The 14,835-nt window shown below is 74.4% G+C and carries 13 protein-coding genes and 1 riboswitch; of the genes, 4 read left to right on the forward strand and 9 right to left on the reverse strand.

Features of this window, described 5'->3' with window-relative positions; all coding sequences use genetic code 11:
- Positions 1-167 precede the first annotated feature (167 nt).
- Complete coding sequence (locus ACFV8H_RS29350) at positions 168-962, forward strand: alpha/beta hydrolase (RefSeq protein ID WP_380405910.1); 795 nt, start codon at positions 168-170, stop codon at positions 960-962.
- Between the two features lie 10 nt (positions 963-972).
- Positions 973-1,788 carry a hypothetical protein gene (locus tag ACFV8H_RS29355; RefSeq protein WP_380405912.1) on the forward strand — a complete coding sequence of 272 codons (816 nt, stop codon included), beginning with the start codon at positions 973-975 and terminating at the stop codon, positions 1,786-1,788.
- Between the two features lie 64 nt (positions 1,789-1,852).
- On the opposite strand, the gene ACFV8H_RS29360 is transcribed toward ACFV8H_RS29355, so the two are convergent.
- The 5 genes from ACFV8H_RS29360 to ACFV8H_RS29380 form a co-directional block, all read right to left on the reverse strand.
- Positions 1,853-2,599 carry an endonuclease/exonuclease/phosphatase family protein gene (locus ACFV8H_RS29360; RefSeq protein ID WP_380405915.1) on the reverse strand — a complete coding sequence of 249 codons (747 nt, stop codon included), beginning with the start codon at positions 2,597-2,599 and terminating at the stop codon, positions 1,853-1,855.
- 120 nt (positions 2,600-2,719) lie between these two features.
- Entirely contained in the window at positions 2,720-3,661 is a 942-nt protein-coding gene (locus ACFV8H_RS29365) for an ROK family glucokinase (RefSeq protein ID WP_380405917.1), read from the reverse strand.
- A 192-nt stretch (positions 3,662-3,853) separates the two neighbouring features.
- On the reverse strand, positions 3,854-4,258 hold the full coding sequence (locus tag ACFV8H_RS29370; RefSeq protein ID WP_375893278.1) for a DUF5304 family protein: 405 nt from the start codon (positions 4,256-4,258) through the stop codon (positions 3,854-3,856).
- A 95-nt stretch (positions 4,259-4,353) separates the two neighbouring features.
- Complete coding sequence (locus ACFV8H_RS29375) at positions 4,354-5,526, reverse strand: ArsA family ATPase (RefSeq protein ID WP_380405920.1); 1,173 nt, start codon at positions 5,524-5,526, stop codon at positions 4,354-4,356.
- Positions 5,527-5,560: 34 nt separating this feature from the next.
- Positions 5,561-5,995, reverse strand: coding sequence for an SRPBCC family protein (locus ACFV8H_RS29380; RefSeq protein ID WP_375893282.1), 435 nt, complete (start codon positions 5,993-5,995; stop codon positions 5,561-5,563).
- Positions 5,996-6,365: 370 nt separating this feature from the next.
- Between ACFV8H_RS29380 and ACFV8H_RS29385 the strand changes: the two genes are divergently transcribed.
- Complete coding sequence (locus ACFV8H_RS29385) at positions 6,366-8,159, forward strand: AMP-dependent synthetase/ligase (protein WP_380405924.1); 1,794 nt, start codon at positions 6,366-6,368, stop codon at positions 8,157-8,159.
- A 110-nt stretch (positions 8,160-8,269) separates the two neighbouring features.
- Here ACFV8H_RS29385 and ACFV8H_RS29390 read toward each other — a convergent pair whose 3' ends face one another.
- Entirely contained in the window at positions 8,270-9,406 is a 1,137-nt protein-coding gene (locus ACFV8H_RS29390; RefSeq protein WP_380405927.1) for a glycosyltransferase family 4 protein, read from the reverse strand.
- 212 nt (positions 9,407-9,618) lie between these two features.
- Here ACFV8H_RS29390 and ACFV8H_RS29395 point away from each other — a divergent pair, with 212 nt between their 5' ends.
- Entirely contained in the window at positions 9,619-10,974 is a 1,356-nt protein-coding gene (locus tag ACFV8H_RS29395; protein WP_380405929.1) for a glycosyltransferase 87 family protein, read from the forward strand.
- 42 nt (positions 10,975-11,016) lie between these two features.
- On the opposite strand, the gene ACFV8H_RS29400 is transcribed toward ACFV8H_RS29395, so the two are convergent.
- The 3 genes from ACFV8H_RS29400 to ACFV8H_RS29410 form a co-directional block, all read right to left on the reverse strand.
- Positions 11,017-12,159, reverse strand: coding sequence for a hypothetical protein (locus ACFV8H_RS29400; protein ID WP_380405932.1), 1,143 nt, complete (start codon positions 12,157-12,159; stop codon positions 11,017-11,019).
- Positions 12,160-12,212: 53 nt separating this feature from the next.
- Positions 12,213-13,259: an NlpC/P60 family protein gene (locus tag ACFV8H_RS29405; protein WP_375893290.1), complete on the reverse strand. Its 1,047-nt coding sequence runs from the start codon at positions 13,257-13,259 to the stop codon at positions 12,213-12,215.
- A 226-nt stretch (positions 13,260-13,485) separates the two neighbouring features.
- Positions 13,486-14,601: an NlpC/P60 family protein gene (locus ACFV8H_RS29410; RefSeq protein WP_380405935.1), complete on the reverse strand. Its 1,116-nt coding sequence runs from the start codon at positions 14,599-14,601 to the stop codon at positions 13,486-13,488.
- A gap of 10 nt (positions 14,602-14,611) precedes the next feature.
- A riboswitch (cyclic di-AMP (ydaO/yuaA leader) is annotated at positions 14,612-14,767 on the reverse strand.
- Positions 14,768-14,835: the final 68 nt, after the last annotated feature.

Here is a 14,835-nt window from a genome sequence, read left to right on the forward strand (position 1 = left end):
CCTGTTATGCGGACCGGTCGATCCTAATGCCCCGCGGCCACCCGCTGTGCCCGGGCCCGCCGTAGGGGGTGTACGTCCCGGCGCGGGGCGTGGGACGATGCGGATTCCTGCAGCTCCCCTCTCAGCGTCCCCTCCCCCAGCGCCACCCGCCCGCGAAGGAGTCCGCCATGCCGCTGCTGCCCGGTGCCGAACCGTACCGCCACCGCGGCGGACCGGTCGGGGTGCTGCTGTGCCACGGGTTCACCGGGTCCCCCCAGTCGCTGCGGCCGTGGGCCGAGGAACTGGCGGCGGCCGGGTTCACCGTCTCGCTCCCGTTGCTGCCGGGGCACGGGACCCGTTGGCAGGACATGCAGGTCACCCGGTGGGAGGACTGGTACGCGACGGTCGAGCGCGAGCTGCTGACCCTCGCCGAGGAGTGCGAGCAGGTGTTCGTCTGCGCGCTGTCGATGGGCGGCGCGCTGGCGCTGCGGCTGGCCGCGCTGCACGGCACGACGGTGTCCGGGCTGGTGCTGGTCAACCCGTCGGTGCGCTCGGACAACCCCGCCGGGGTACTGCTGCCGGTGCTGCGCCACCTCGTCCCGAGCGTCCCGGGGATCGCCAACGACATCCACAAGCCCGGCGCCCGGGAGCTCGGCTACGACCGGACGCCGCTGCACGCCGCCTGGTCGCTGAGCCGGCTGTGGCAGGAGGTCCAGTGGCGGCTGCCCGAGGTGACCCAGCCGGTGCTGCTCTTCCACAGCCCGCAGGACCACGTGGTCTCGCCGGCCAACTCGGAGCTGGTGCTGGCCCGGATATCCTCGACGGACGTGACGGAACGGCTGTGCCAGCGCAGTTTCCACGTCGCGACGCTGGACCACGACGCGGCGGAAATATTCGGGGCGAGCCTGGACTTCATCCGACGGCTGGCTCCCGCGCACGCGGCGGGCGCCGACAGGGCCGAATCCGACGATCACCATGGCTGAAGGGCCGGAAGTGCACGAGAGCAGCACGGCGGGCGGCGGGGACGACAAGCCCCGCGAGGACGGCGCGCGGACGGACGGAGCGCGCACCGACGGTGTGCCGAAGGACGCCACCGCCCAGGGGGACGCCGCCGGCGGGGGGAACGCCACCGTCCACGGGGACGGCACGGTCCAGGGCGGCGGCGTCGCCGCGGGCGGCACGGAGGCCGACGGCACCGCGCCGAGGCCCGCCGGGGAGGACACCACGGCAGCGCCGGAGTCCCGCCCGCGCCGCAGCGCCCCCGAACGCAGCCAGGCCGAGCAGGACGCGATCTTCGCGGCCCTGGTCGCCCAGTTCGACGACCCGGTCGACCTCACCAACCCCAACTGGCCCGAGGTCGAGAACCTCCGGGCGCAGAACGAGCTCAAGGGCGGCTACAAGGACGGCTACAAGGACGGCGCCGGCCCCAAGGCCGGCCAGGGCGACCCGGACGAGCTCTCGGACCTCGCCCCGCAGCCGCGCCCCCGCTCCGGCCGCCCCGTCCTCCCCGCCTCGACCTCGGGCCCGCGCGACTTCGAGCTGGCCGAGGACGCCGACGAGGGCCACTTCGTCCCGCCGGAGCCCCCGCCGCTGCCGGCCGCCGACGCCACCGCCAAGTTCGCCTGGCTGGCCGTGCTCGGCGGCCCGGCGCTGCTGCTGATCGACGCGGTGGTGTGGCGGGAGATCTCCGGCTGGCCCGCCTGGGTCGGGGTCACCGCCTTCCTCGGCGGCTTCGTCACCCTGGTCGCCCGGATGAAGGACCGCGACGAGGACGAGCCGGAGGACCCGGACCACGGCGCCGTCGTCTAGCCCTGGCCCGGTCCGGTCGTCTAGGCCTGACCCGGTCGCCCGGGCCCGGTCCTCGGGACGCGCCTCAGGGCGCCGGGAACTCCAGCACGGCCAGCACCGGCAGGTGGTCGGTGGCGGCCCGCAGGTCGGCCCCGGTGACCCCGGGCAGCCCGTGCGGCACCCCGCAGCCGAGGACGGTGATCCCGGGCGTGGCGAAGACGGCGTCGATCCGCTGGTAGGGGTTCTCCGGGACGGACGTGAACTCGCCGCCCCAGGGCGCGGTCGGGTACCCGTCCCACATCCGGGAGGCCAGCAGCTGCCAGCCCGGCCCGTCCGGGTGCTCGTTGAAGTCCCCTGCCACGACGCCGTGTTCGGTGAGCGCGAGCTGGTCGAGCAGCAGCTCGAACTGCCCGTACCGCTCCTGCGGGTCCAGGCTGAGGTGGCAGCTGGTGACGGTGAAGGGCGCGCTGCCGGGCAGCCGCAGCAGTGCGGTGGCGAAGCCGCGCGCGTGCAGGCCGCGGGTCTTGGGCAGCAGCCGGTCGTGCACGCCCAGCACCTCGACGGCGCCGGGCCGGCCGAGCAGCAGCGGCCCGGCGGCGGTGCGGCCGCCCCCGGCCAGGACGACCGTCCCGGTGTCCCGGGCCAGCCGGGCGGCCTGGCCCTCCGGGCGCCAGTAGCGCGGTGACTCCTGGACGCAGACCAGGTCGGGCGCGCAGGCCCGGATCACCCGTGCCAGCGCCCGCCGGTCGTCGCGCAGCGAACGGATGTTGTAGCTGAGCAGGCGCAGTCGGCGCGGGCCGCCGGGCGGCGGTTCGACGGGTGCGGCGGTCATGGTCCTCCCCTGGTGCGGTGTCCTGGGAAGGACGGTAGTGCGACGGCGGCGGCGCGTCCGGGATTGGTCGGGGCCCGGTCGCACCGCCGCCGGCGGGTCACGACGACTGCTGGGGAACGGTCAGGTGCGGGCGAGGTCCGCCGCGCCGACGATGCCGGCCGCGGAGCCCATGGAGGCCAGCACGACCTCGGCGCGGGGGCGGTGCACCCCGCCGGTCAGGTAGTGCTCGAAGGCCTTGGCGACCGGGTCGAGCAGCAGTCGGCCGGAGTCGGAGACGCCGCCGCCGAGGACGAACACGCCCGGGTCGAACAGCGCGGCGAGGTCGGCCATGCCGCGGCCCAGCCAGTCGGCCAGCTCGGCGTAGCACTCCAGGGCGAGCGGGTCGCCCTCCTCGGCCGCCTCGGTGATGTGGATGCCGCGGATGGTCTCGGCGACGCCGTCGTTGAGGTCCAGCATCCGCTGGCCGCGCACCGGGTCGGCCGCGGCCTTCTCCCGGCCGTAGCGGCGCAGCGCGCGCCCGGAGCCGTACTGCTCCCAGCAGCCCTTGCCGCCGCAGCCGCACTGGAGGCCGTCCGGGACCATGTTGAGGTGGCCGATCTCGCCGGCCACGCCGAAGCGGCCGCGGTGCAGCCGCCCGTCGAGCACGATGCCGCCGCCGATGCCGGTGCCGACGGTGATCAGCACCATGTCCTGGTGGTCGGCGGCCGCGCCGAAGCGGAACTCGGCCCAGGCGGCGCAGTTGGCGTCGTTCTCGACCACCGCGGACAGCCCGGTGAGTTCCTCGATCCGGCCGCGCAGCGGCTCGTTCTCCCAGTCGATGTTGGGCGCGAAGATCACCGTGGAGCGGTTGCTGTCGACGAAGCCGGGGGCTCCGACGCCGACGGCGGTGACACCGGGGTGCTGCTCCTTGAGCTCGCGCACGGCCTGCGCGATGGCGTCGACGGCCCACTGGGGGTCGGCCGGGGTGGGCACCCGGGTCCGCGCCAGGATCGCACCCGCCTCGTCGACCACGCCTGCCGCGATCTTGGTCCCGCCGACATCGACGCCGATGGTCAGAGCCATGTGTCCCTCAGCTATTCACTCGTTCCCGCTGGACGGAACGGTACCGCCCAACCCTGCCCCCGTACACAGCCTCGCATACATTATCCGAAGACAATTCTGGGACAGCCCGGCCGCGATGCTTCAAAAGTCGTATCGATTTTCCTTCTTCGTGACGTACGAGAGCAGCCTGGTCACGCTGCGGAACTCACGGATTCACTGCTTGGCGGACGGCCCGTCAGCCCCGTCGGCGCCCTCGGCCCGGCCGGGTGCGTCGAGGTCGATCTTCTCCACCGGCGCCCCCTCCCCGGCCGTCCAGCGCTGCTCGTGCCCGGCCACCGCGGCGCGGTAGGCGGCCAGCAGCTCGGCGCCGGCGGCGGCCAGCCCGGAGCCGGCCGCGGCGAGGTGGGAGTAGACCTCCGGCTGCTGGGTGCGCAGGCGGTCGGCCAGCCCGGAGAGGGTGATCAGGGTGGTGGCACTGGTCTCCTGCGCCTTCTCGCCGACGGCGGTGGCGAACCGGCGCACCTCGTCCACCAGCGGGCCCAGCTCCGGCCCGAACGGGTGGGACGGCCCGCTCCCCTGCTCCGTGCCGGGCTCGGTACGGTCGTCGGTGCTGGTCATCGCGGGCGCCTCCTCAGCCGTGGCCGCACCCCGCGGCCCCGTTCGGGCCGACGCTACCCGACCGGCCGGGCCCCGAGGAAAGGCCGGAAGGCCCGTCAGCCCTGCGGCCAGAGCGAAGGGTCGGGTGCGAACCGCACCGACAGCACGCCCTCGTGCAGCCCCGCCCCGGCGACCGTGCAGCGGCGCAGCGCGGCGGGCAGCGGGAGCACCCGGCGGTGGGCGCCGAGGCCGACCACCAGGTCGTCGCCCCGGCGGACCAGGTCCAGCCCGGAGCGGTCGGCGCCGGGCAGGTCGAGGTGCCAGACCAGCAGGCCGTCCTCGGCGAGCCGGTCCTCGACCGGCCAGGGCTGCGGTTCGAGCCGCTCGGGGCCGGGGCCGTCCCCGTACAGCCGGTCGGCGACGGCCTCCAGGGTGCCCTCGGCCAGGCCGGTGACCAGCACCGGGGCGTCGGTCTCGGCGGCGAGCCGGTCCAGCTCCTCCTGGCGGCGGCGGGCCAGCTCGGCCAGCCAGGGGTCGGGCGAGGCGAGGGCGGCGGGCGGCAGCGCGCCGTGCACCACGACGGCGTCCGGCCGGTGGCCGTACAGCGCGAGCCCGGCCCGGACCCGGCCCAGCTGCTCGAACGGGTGGCCGTCGGCGGAGACGACCAGGCGCACGCTGGTGCCCGGGTCGCTGATCGCGGCGCGGGACTCGGCGAGCACCGCGGCGGCCTTGGTGCGCCCCTCGTACAGCCACTCGGCGGGCATCGGGACGCCGGCCAGCCCGGCCAGCAGCGGGCGCAGCGCGCGGGCGGCCTGCCGCTGCTCGGGGACCAGCCGCTCCAGGTAGCGGGTGAGCTGCTCGGGCAGGGCGAGGGTGGCGATCAGCTCGGCGGGCGCCGGGGCGAGCACCACCAGGACGTCCTGGTCGGCGGCGGGCAGCGCGCGCAGCAGGGCGAGCCGGGCGATGCCGGGGAGGGCGGTCAGCTCCTCGGGGTCGAGCTGTTCGGCGCCGAGCAGGTCGAGGGCGGGCTTGAGCCGGCCGGTGAGCTCGCCGACGGCGTAGCGGAAGGCGGCCTGCTCGTCGATCCGGGAGACCGTCAGGCCCGGCGCGTAGCGGAGCGGTTCCGGCTCCAGCCGGGTGCCGAGCGCGGAGTCCAGGGCGCGGTGCGGGTCGTCGGCGGCCAGCAGCCAGGTGCGGTGGCCGCGCCGGGCGGCGTGCAGGGCGGTGGCGGCGGCCACCGCGGGCGCGCCCGCGTCGCCGCTGACCAGGATGGTGCGTGTCGCCGTCATGCCGTCAGCCCCCGTTCCGCCGTGCCCGCGCCCGTCAGCCCTCGACGCGCTTCTTCAGGCCGGCCAGGGCGCGGTCGATGATGACCTTCTCGGCCTTGCGCTTGATCATGCCGAGCATCGGGATCTTGACGTCCACGGCGAGCTGGTAGGTGGCCTCGGTGCGGCCGCCGGACAGCGGGGCGAGGGTGTACGAGCCGTCCAGCGAGCGGAGCATCTGGCTGCGGACGAGGGTCCAGCCGACCTCGCGGTCGCCGTCCCAGGTGTAGGCGAGGGTGTGCTCGTCGCGGATGGCGCCGGCGTCGAGCAGCAGCCGGACCTGCGCGGCGCGGCCGTCCTCGCCGCTCTCCAGGACCTCGATCTCCTTGACCTCTCCGGTCCAGGCCGGGTAGGCGGCGAAGTCCGCGATCACGGCCATGACCGCGGCCGGGGTCGCGTCGATGATGATGCTCGACCTGGTGTGCTCCGCCATGGAAAGGCCCTCCGCCTCGTCCTTCTGCCTGCCCGGTCCGGTCGGGGCACGCTCGGCCCGATCCGCCCGGAGCAGGCTATCGCGACCGGCGATCTCCTCGGCGGCACGGGCACCGGCGGCGGCGGGCGGGGCGTCGGTGGCGGCCGGGTCGGACGCGTCGGCGGGACGGCCGCCGGGACGGCCGGCAGGGCATGCTACCGGCCGGTCACCTGTGGGCTGTCGTAGGGTGCCAGTCGAACGACCCGGTCACGGCCTGGTCCGACCCGGCCGGGTGTGACACTTCGAACACCGGGGCCGACCCCCCTGGTCGAAGCTGCCTACCGGGCAGTAACGTCCTGCCGTCCCGCAGCGTCGCGAACGAGGAGCAGTCTTGCTCGACTTCAGCCTTCCGGCCCTCTACCAGGTACCGAGCGGCGGTAACCTCTCCGACCCTGTGCACCGGAACGCCGAGGAGCACCCGGACGTCGCGGTGCTCAGCCGGAAGGTGGACGGCCACTGGCAGGAGTTGACCTCGGTCCAGTTCCTCGCCGAGGTGCACGCCGCCGCGAAGGGCCTGATCGCCACGGGCATCGAGCCCGGCGACCGGGTGGGCGTCATGTCCCGCACCCGGTACGAGTGGACGCTGCTGGACTTCGCGATCTGGACGGCCGGCGCGATCACCGTGCCGGTCTACGAGACCTCCTCGGCCGAGCAGGTCGAGTGGATCCTCGGCGACTCCGGCGCCGTCGCCCTCGTCACCGAGACCGACCAGCACGTCAAGGTGGTCGCCGAGGTCCGCGACCGGCTGCCGGAGTTGAAGCACACCTGGCAGATCGAGGGCGGCGCGCTCGCCGCGCTGGCCGAGGCCGGCCGGGGCGTCCCGGACGCGACCGTCCAGGAGCGCCGGGCGATCGCCGGCCCCGACGACATCGCCACCATCGTCTACACCTCGGGCACCACCGGCCGCCCGAAGGGCTGCCAGCTGACCCACGGCAACTTCCTCGCCGAGTGCGGCAACGTGGTCGAGCGCCTGGCCCCGCTGTTCCGCACCGGTGAGAGCTCCGTGCTGCTCTTCCTGCCGCTGGCCCACGTGCTCGCCCGGATCGCCGAGATCGCCCCGGTGATGGCCCCGATCAAGCTGGGCCACGTCTCGGACATCAGGGACGTCACCGCCGAGCTGGCGTCGTTCCGGCCGACCCTGATCCTGGGCGTGCCCAGAGTCTTCGAGAAGGTCTACAACACCGCCCGTGCCAAGGCCCAGGCCGACGGCAAGGGCAAGATCTTCGACAAGGCCGCAGAGACCGCGATCGCCTACAGCCGGGCGCTGGACGCCGGCGGCGCCGGCCTGGTGCTGCGGCTCAAGCACGCCGTCTTCGACAAGCTGGTCTACAGCAAGCTGCGGGCCGCCCTCGGCGGCCGGGCCACCCACGCGATCTCCGGCGGTGCCCCGCTCGGCGAGCGGCTCGGCCACTTCTACCGGGGCATCGGCTTCACGGTCCTGGAGGGCTACGGCCTGACCGAGACCTGCGCGGCCACCGCCTTCAACCCGTGGGACAAGCCGAAGATCGGTACGGTCGGCCAGCCGGTCCCCGGCGCCTCGGTGCGGATCGCCGAGGACGGCGAGGTCTACTTCAAGGGCCCGCACGTCTTCACCGGCTACTGGAACAACCCCCAGGCCACCGCCGACACCCTCAAGGACGGCTGGATCGCCACCGGCGACCTCGGCGCGCTGGACTCCGAGGGCTACCTGACCATCACCGGCCGCAAGAAGGAGATCATCGTCACCGCGGGCGGCAAGAACGTCGCCCCGGCCGTGATCGAGGACCGCATCCGGGCCCACGCCCTGGTCGGCGAGGTCATGGTGGTCGGCGACCGCAAGCCCTTCATCGCCTGCCTGGTCACCGTCGACCCGGACTTCTTCCCGAAGTGGAAGGAGCTCAACGGCAAGCCCGCCACCGCCACCGTCGCCGAGCTCGCCGAGGACCCGGACCTGCTGGCCGCCCTGCAGTCCGCCGTGGACGACGGCAACGCGGCCGTCTCGCACGCCGAGGCGGTCAAGAAGTTCCGCCTGCTGGACACCGAGTTCTCCGAGGAGAGCGGCCACCTGACGCCCTCGCTCAAGCTCAAGCGCAACGTGGTGCTCAAGGACTACGCCGCCGAGATCGAGGCGCTGTACCGGAAGTAGGGCCGCGCCGGCGGCAGTACGGGTACGCCGAAGGGCCCCGGGGACTCCCCGGGGCCCTTCGCGGCGTCGTACCTGCGTACCTTCGTATCCGCGGACCGCCGTACCGGGCGTCAGCCCGCCAGCAGCGAGGTCAGCCGCCCGGCCAGCAGGTCCCAGCGCCAGGAGCGCTCCACCCAGCGCCGGCCGGCCTCGCCCATCCGACGGCGCAGCGCCTCGTCCCGCAGCAGCCGGACGATCCGCTCGGCCGACGCCTCGGCCGAGCCGCCCGGCACCACGTACCCGGTCTCGCCCTCCAGCACCGCGTCCGGCGCCCCGCCGGAGTCCCCCGCGACCACCGGCAGGCCGGTCGCCGAGGCCTCCAGGTAGACGATCCCCAGGCCCTCCACGTCCAGCCCCCCGCGCCGGGTCCGGCACGGCATCGCGAAGACGTCCCCGGCCCCGTAGTGGGCGGGCAGCTCGGCCCACGGCACCGAGCCGGTGAACCGCACCGAGTCCCGGACCCCCTTGGCATCGACCAGCTTCTCCAGGTCCGCCCGGTACGGCCCGCCGCCGACGATCAGCAGCACCGCGTCCGGCACGTCGCGCAGGATCAGCGGCATCGCCTCGATCAGGGTGTCCTGGCCCTTGCGCGGCACCAGCCGGGAGACGCAGACCACCACCGGCCGGTCCGCCAGCCCCAGCCGCCGGCGCACCTCGGCGCCCCCGGAACCGGGGTGGAAGGTCGTCTCGTCCACGCCCGGCGGCAGCTGCACCATCCGGGCCGCGGCCCGCGGCCCGACCGCGGCGGCGATCCGCGAGCGGGTGTACTCGCCCAGGTAGGTCAGCACGTCGGTGCCCGCGCCGATCCGCCGCAGCAGCTGCCGGGAGCCCGGCAGCTGGGCCCAGGCGGCCTCGTGTCCGTGGGTCATGCCGAGCAGCCGCCCGGCCCCGGCCCGGCGCAGCGCGGGCGCCATCAGGCCCAGCGGGGCGGCCGCGCCGAACCAGACCGAGTCGCACTTCTCGGCGCGCAGGATCTCGGCGGCCCGCCGGGTGACCCGGGGTGTGGGAACCATCACCTTCGTGCGGTCCCGGATCACCGGGAACGGCTGCTCGGCGTCGAAGGCGCGTACCTCGGTGCCGTCCCGCCAGGTCGAGGCGTACACCACGACGCTCCCTGCGGGCTGACGGACGGCCATGTTGTGCACGAAGGCCTGGATGCCTCCCGGGCGGGGCGGGAAGTCATTGGTGACGATCAAGGTTCTGTGCATCAGGCCACGGCTCGCTCGGTCGGGGGGTGCTCGGTGTACCGCTGGGTGATCCGTACGATAGGTCAACACCATGACCCGCCGGGAACGGAACCGCGCACGGCAACCGTTTGACCCCCGGGTCAGTCCTAGTACCTAGGCCGCGGATGCGGCGGCCCGGGCGTCCGTCCGTACGACGCCTCCGGTGAGGACGTCGAGACGAACGAGGGAGCGCAGTGGAGTTGGCCCCGGCCACCGAGTCCGGTACTTCGCGCGGCCGCCTCGGCCGCCCGCTCGGGGCGCTCGCCGCCCTCGGGGCGACCTGGGTGGCCACCCGCACCGTACTGGTGCTGCTGATGACCGGGGTGTTGAAGGCGCCCGGCGGCGACGTCACCGCCGACGTCTGGATGATCTACCACGCCTGGTACGGCGTGCTGCAGACCGGCACCTTCCCGTTCGACGACGTCACCTGGCAGTACCCGCCCGGCGCCGCCCTGGTGATCCTGCTGCCGGGCCTGCTGCCCTGGTCGTACCTGACCTCGTTCTGGGTGATCTGCGGGATCGCCGACGCCGCCGCGGCCGCGCTGCTGATCCGCACCGGGCTGCGCCGGGGCCGGACGCTGACCGGCGCCTGGCTGTGGGTGGTCGCCGTGCCGCTGCTCGGCCCGATGATCTACAACCGCTTCGACCTGCTGGTCACCGCGCTCGCCCTGGCCGGCCTGCTGGCGCTGATCCGCCGCCCGGCGATCGGCGGGCTGCTGCTCGGCCTGGGCGGCATCGTCAAGATCTGGCCGCTGCTGGGCCTGATCGGCACCCCGTCCGGCCGCCGGACCCGCCGCTCCTGGACGCTGGCCGCCGCCACGGCGGTCTCGGTCGGCTTCCTGCTGGCGGCCGGGATGAACGGCGCCTTCGGCTTCCTGGCCTTCCAGGGGGCCCGCGGCATCGAGGTCGAGTCGGTGGGAGCGCTGCCGCTGCACATCGCCCGGCTGGCCGGGGGCTGGGACGGCAAGGTCACCATGAACTACGGCTCCCCCGAGATGCTCGGGCCGTGGGTCAGCGTGATCAGCAAGGTGATGATGGCCGGCACCGTGCTGGGCTTCCTCTGGCTGCTGCTGTGGCGCTTCACCGCCCGTCGGCGCAACGCCGCCACCATGTACGACGCGGCGCTCTGCGCGCTGCTGATCTTCGTGGTGACCAGCCGGGTGATCAGCCCGCAGTACCTGGTCTGGCTGGTCGGCGTCGCGGCGGTCTGCCTGACCGTGCGCGGCACCAGCCAGCGGCCGGTGGCGCTGCTGATCCTGCTCGCCTGCCCGCTCACCCTGCTCGAGTTCCCGACCTTGTTCACCCAGGTCCTGAACAGCGAACCGCTCGCGGTCGCCGTGCTGGGCCTGCGCAACCTGCTGCTGCTGACCGCCGCCGTGCTCTCCGGCATCCGGCTCTGGCGCTCCACCCGCGCCTCGACGGCCCTGGCGCCCACCGTGGTCCTGGCCGAGCCCCCGGCCCTGCCGGCTTCCTCCGGGTACCCGGTCCGCCCGGGCATCGCCTACGAGCAGGACCTGCTGGACGGCATCGATCACCCGGCCGGGCGGTAGCGGCGACGGACCTGCGACGGCCCGGCCCCACGTGCCCGGTGCCTAGCCCTTCAAGGCCTCGACCTCGGCCTGCCAGAGCCCGGTGAACTCGGCCAGTCCGAGGCCCAGTTCGGCCCGCAGCAGCCGGTCCGTCCGGTGCGTCCGCTCCTCGCCCGCCCCGTCGGCCGCGCCGACCGCCCGGTAGAAGGCGACCAGCCGCTGCGTCCCGTACCGGCGGGCGATCAGCTCGCAGGCCAGCCAGGACTGCTCGTAGGCCTGGGCGATGCCGTCGGCACCCGCGGTGAAGTCCGCGTCGGCGGGCAGCGCGGTGGGCAGCTTCCCGGCGGCGACGTCCCGGGCCAGCTCGGGGGCGATCTGCTGCGGGCGCCGACCGGAGTCCCGGTAGGCCGTCCAGTCGGCGACGCCCTCGGAGAGCCACAGCGGGGTCCAGGCCCGGGTGTCGACCCGGGTCGCGACGTGGGTGGTCTCGTGGGTGACGACCACCTGGCGGCCGAAGTCGCTGAGCTTCGCGAAGGCCTCGGGGTTGATCACCACCCGGTCCGCCGGGGTGTGCCGGGGGGCGCCGGGGGCGGCCACGGTGACCGCCGCCATGCCCGTCCAGCCCGCCGGGTCGGCCTCCAGCAGCCGGGCGAACTGCGGCTCGGTGGCGGGCAGTTCCAGCAGCAGCCGGCCGGGCCAGGCGTCACCCCAGACCGCGCTGACGGCCGCCACCGCCTTGTCCCCGACCGGGACCAGCCCGGCCGGGTCGGGCCCGTCGGCCAGGCCGAGCACCAGGCAGCGGGCTCCGGCGGCGGTGCGGACGGGGCCGAGGTCCCACGGCGCCGGGGGCCCGGCGCTGCCCTCCTCGCGCTCGACCCGCCAGCCGCCCCGGTCCCGGACCAGCTCGATCCGGCGCGGGTACACCACCGGGTACTCGTCGTACCCGGCGATCCGCAGCGCCAGCTCGACGGACGCGTCCTGCCGCTCCGGCCCGGTGGGCGGTGAGAGCACCAGGTTCCGGTACACCGCCTCGGCCCCGGTCAGCCCCGACCGGGCGGGCAGCGAGCGTGCCCGCGCCGCCAGCAGCGCGGCGACCTCGGCCTGCCGGTCGACGGCCCGCCCGTCCGGCGGCGGGGCCACCGGGGGCAGCGACAGCTGGGCCAGCCCGCCGGCCGCCAGCAGCAGCGCACCGCGCCGGGACAGCACCCGGCGCGCGGGGTCTATCGGGTGGGGGCCGTCCGGCCCGGAGGGCGTCGCGCTCAGAGCCGGACCACTCCCGAGACCGGCATCGCGTTGACGCTCTCGTACCGGACCTTGGCACCGGGGTACGGGGCGTGCACCATCACGCCGCCGCCGGCGTACATCCCGACGTGGTGCATGTCCCGGTAGAAGATCACCAGGTCTCCCGGCCGCGCTTCGGAGAGGCTGATCCGCTGCCCGGCGTACGCCTGGGCCTGCGAGGTCCGCGGCAGGGTCACTCCGGCCTGCCGCCAGCTGTAGTACATCAGACCGGAACAGTCGAAGGCACGCGGCCCGGTGGATCCGTAGACGTAGGGCGAGCCGACCATCCGCACCGCGGCGGCCAGCGCGGCCGCCCCGCGCTCGGAGGCGGCCGGGGCGTTGCCGAGGTCCAGCCGGTCGGTGCCGCGGGTGGCGCGCTGCTCGGCCTCCCGGGCGTCCTGGGCGACCATCCGGTTCCGCTCGACGGCGCCCAGGCTGTTGAGCAGCTTCTGCGCCTTGGCGAGGCGCTGCTGGATCTGCTGCTTGTTCTCGGCGAGCGAGCGGCGGGCCTCGTCCAGTTCGGCGAGCTTGGCGGCGGTCTCGGTGCGGCGCTGGTCGAGCCGGCGCTGACGGGTGACCAGCTCGTGCAGGGTCTCCTGCTGGCGCTCGGCGGCCTGGCCGAGGGTGCGGGCGCGGGTGAGGTAGGCCTCCGGGTCGCTGGAGAGCATCAGCTGGGCGGTCTGGGTCATCCCGCCGCCCCGGTACTCGGCCCCGGCGACCGTGGCGAGGTCCCCGCGCAGCTCGTTGAGCTGCTCCTGGGCGGCGGCGACCTCGCCCTGGAGGATCGTGGTCTCGCCCAGCAGCCGCTTCTGCGCCTCCTGCGCGGCGTTGTACTTCTCCGAGGCCTGTTCGGCCTCGTCGTACAGCTGCTCGACCTGGGCCTTGACGTCCTTGCGGTCGGGCGCGTCCGGCGCCCCGGGGGCGGCCTGGGCGCTGCCGGCGGTCGCCACGCCCAGGGCCGTGGTGGCGGCCGCGGTCAGTACCAGCGCACGGGCGAGCAGTTGGGAACGACGGTGCACGGGCATGCGGCAACGGCTCCAGTCCTGCGGCGCGGCCCCGCGGCCGCGCCCCGGTGGGCGGCCGTCGAGCGGGAGTCCGGTGGCAGACGTTAGCGAGTCCGGGCAAGTGAGTCCAAACCCCTACCGACCCGAATATTTGACCCCTAATCGGACACCAGGTCGAGTCGCCGGAAAAGCCGCAGGCCCGGCCCTCCGTGACGGAGGGCCGGGCCCGTGAACGCGTGGCTGGGGATCAGACCCGCACGATGGAGGCCAGCGGCATGTTGGAGACGGCCTCGTAGCGCACCGACGCACCCGGCTTGGGAGCGTGCAGCACCTGGCCGTTGCCCGCGTAGATGCCGACGTGGTGGGCGTCGCCGTAGAAGATCAGCATGTCGCCGGGCTGGGCCTGGGAGATGTCCGAGCCGATCCGGGTGCCGGCGCCGGCCTGCTCCTGCGAGGTGCGCGGCAGCGACACCCCGGCCTGGTTGAACGCCCAGACCATCAGGCCGGAGCAGTCGAAGGAGCTGGGGCCGGTGGCGCCCCAGACGTACGGGCTGCCGACCTTGGTGGCGGCGGCGGCCAGCGCGGCGGCACCGTGCGAGCTGCCCGGGGCGATCTTGACCGGCGCGGCGGTGGAGCCCGAGCCGAGGTCGCTGCGGCTGTTGTCGCGCGAGGCGCGGTCCGGGGTGGCGGCCTTCGCGGCGGCGTCCGCCTTGGCCTTGGCGTCGGCGGCGGCCTTGTCCTCGGCCGCCTTGATCGCCTGGCGCTCCTGCTCGGTCAGCGTGTTGAGCAGGTCCTGGGCGGCCTTGAGCTTGTTCTGGACCTCGTCCTTGGAGGCCTTCAGCTGCTGGGTCGTGGACTCCAGCTCGCCGAGCTTGCCCTGGGCCTCGGTGCGGTCCTGGTCCAGCTTGCGCTGCTGGTCCTGGAGCTGCTTGAGCTGGTTCTTCTGGGTGCTGCCCGCCTGGTTCAGCGCCCCGGCCTGGTTGAGGAAGTTGTCCGGGCTGGAGGAGAACATCAGCTGGACCGTCGGGGATATGCCCCCGTTGCGGTACTGCTCGCCGGCGATCTCGGCCAGGCCGCCCTGGAGGTCGGTCACCTGGGCCTGCTGGCGGGCCACCTGGTCCTGGAGGCCGGAGACCTGCTTCTCCAGCTCCTGCTGCTTCTCCTGCGCGGCGTTGTACTTCTCGGTCGCCTGCTCGGCCTGCTCGTTGAGCTGGTCGACCTGCTCCTTGACCTGGTCCTTGGTCGGCTGCGGATCGGCGTGCGCGCCGGACTGCGCGGAGAGCGCGACGGCGGCGGCGGCGAAACCGGTCAGGATCGAGACGCGGGCACGGCTGGCGGGCTTGGGACGACGATGGGACGCCACGAAGGCGGACTCCTTCTTCCTACGCCGCCTACCGGGTGAGCTGACGGGTTCGGGCCGGAAGCATGCCCTACGACGCCTCACCGGCCTCACCTACGGCCGACCTGGCGCCGATTCACCCCGGAGGAACGTGTGGTTCCCCGGCTCCGCTCCGCAGCGCCCCCGACTACTGGGCTCCCCTGTCGGGCAGTCGCTTCGACCTGCCCCGCTGTTTCGCGAACTCGGCGGTAACCACCG

The organism is Kitasatospora sp. NPDC059827 (assembly GCF_042731675.1).
In the GTDB taxonomy this organism is placed as follows: Bacteria; Actinomycetota; Actinomycetes; order Streptomycetales; family Streptomycetaceae; genus Kitasatospora.

Excerpts from the sequence above, each read along its gene's own strand:
- ACFV8H_RS29360 (WP_380405915.1), bottom strand. The coding sequence starts at position 2,599 with ATGACCGCCGCACCCGTCGAACCGCCGCCCGGCGGCCCGCGCCGACTG.
- ACFV8H_RS29380 (WP_375893282.1), bottom strand. The coding sequence starts at position 5,995 with ATGGCGGAGCACACCAGGTCGAGCATCATCATCGACGCGACCCCGGCC.
- ACFV8H_RS29390 (WP_380405927.1), bottom strand. The coding sequence starts at position 9,406 with ATGCACAGAACCTTGATCGTCACCAATGACTTCCCGCCCCGCCCGGGA.
- ACFV8H_RS29405 (WP_375893290.1), bottom strand. The coding sequence starts at position 13,259 with ATGCCCGTGCACCGTCGTTCCCAACTGCTCGCCCGTGCGCTGGTACTG.
- ACFV8H_RS29365 (WP_380405917.1), bottom strand. The coding sequence starts at position 3,661 with ATGGCTCTGACCATCGGCGTCGATGTCGGCGGGACCAAGATCGCGGCA.
- ACFV8H_RS29370 (WP_375893278.1), bottom strand. The coding sequence starts at position 4,258 with ATGACCAGCACCGACGACCGTACCGAGCCCGGCACGGAGCAGGGGAGC.
- ACFV8H_RS29350 (WP_380405910.1), top strand. The coding sequence starts at position 168 with ATGCCGCTGCTGCCCGGTGCCGAACCGTACCGCCACCGCGGCGGACCG.
- ACFV8H_RS29375 (WP_380405920.1), bottom strand. The coding sequence starts at position 5,526 with ATGACGGCGACACGCACCATCCTGGTCAGCGGCGACGCGGGCGCGCCC.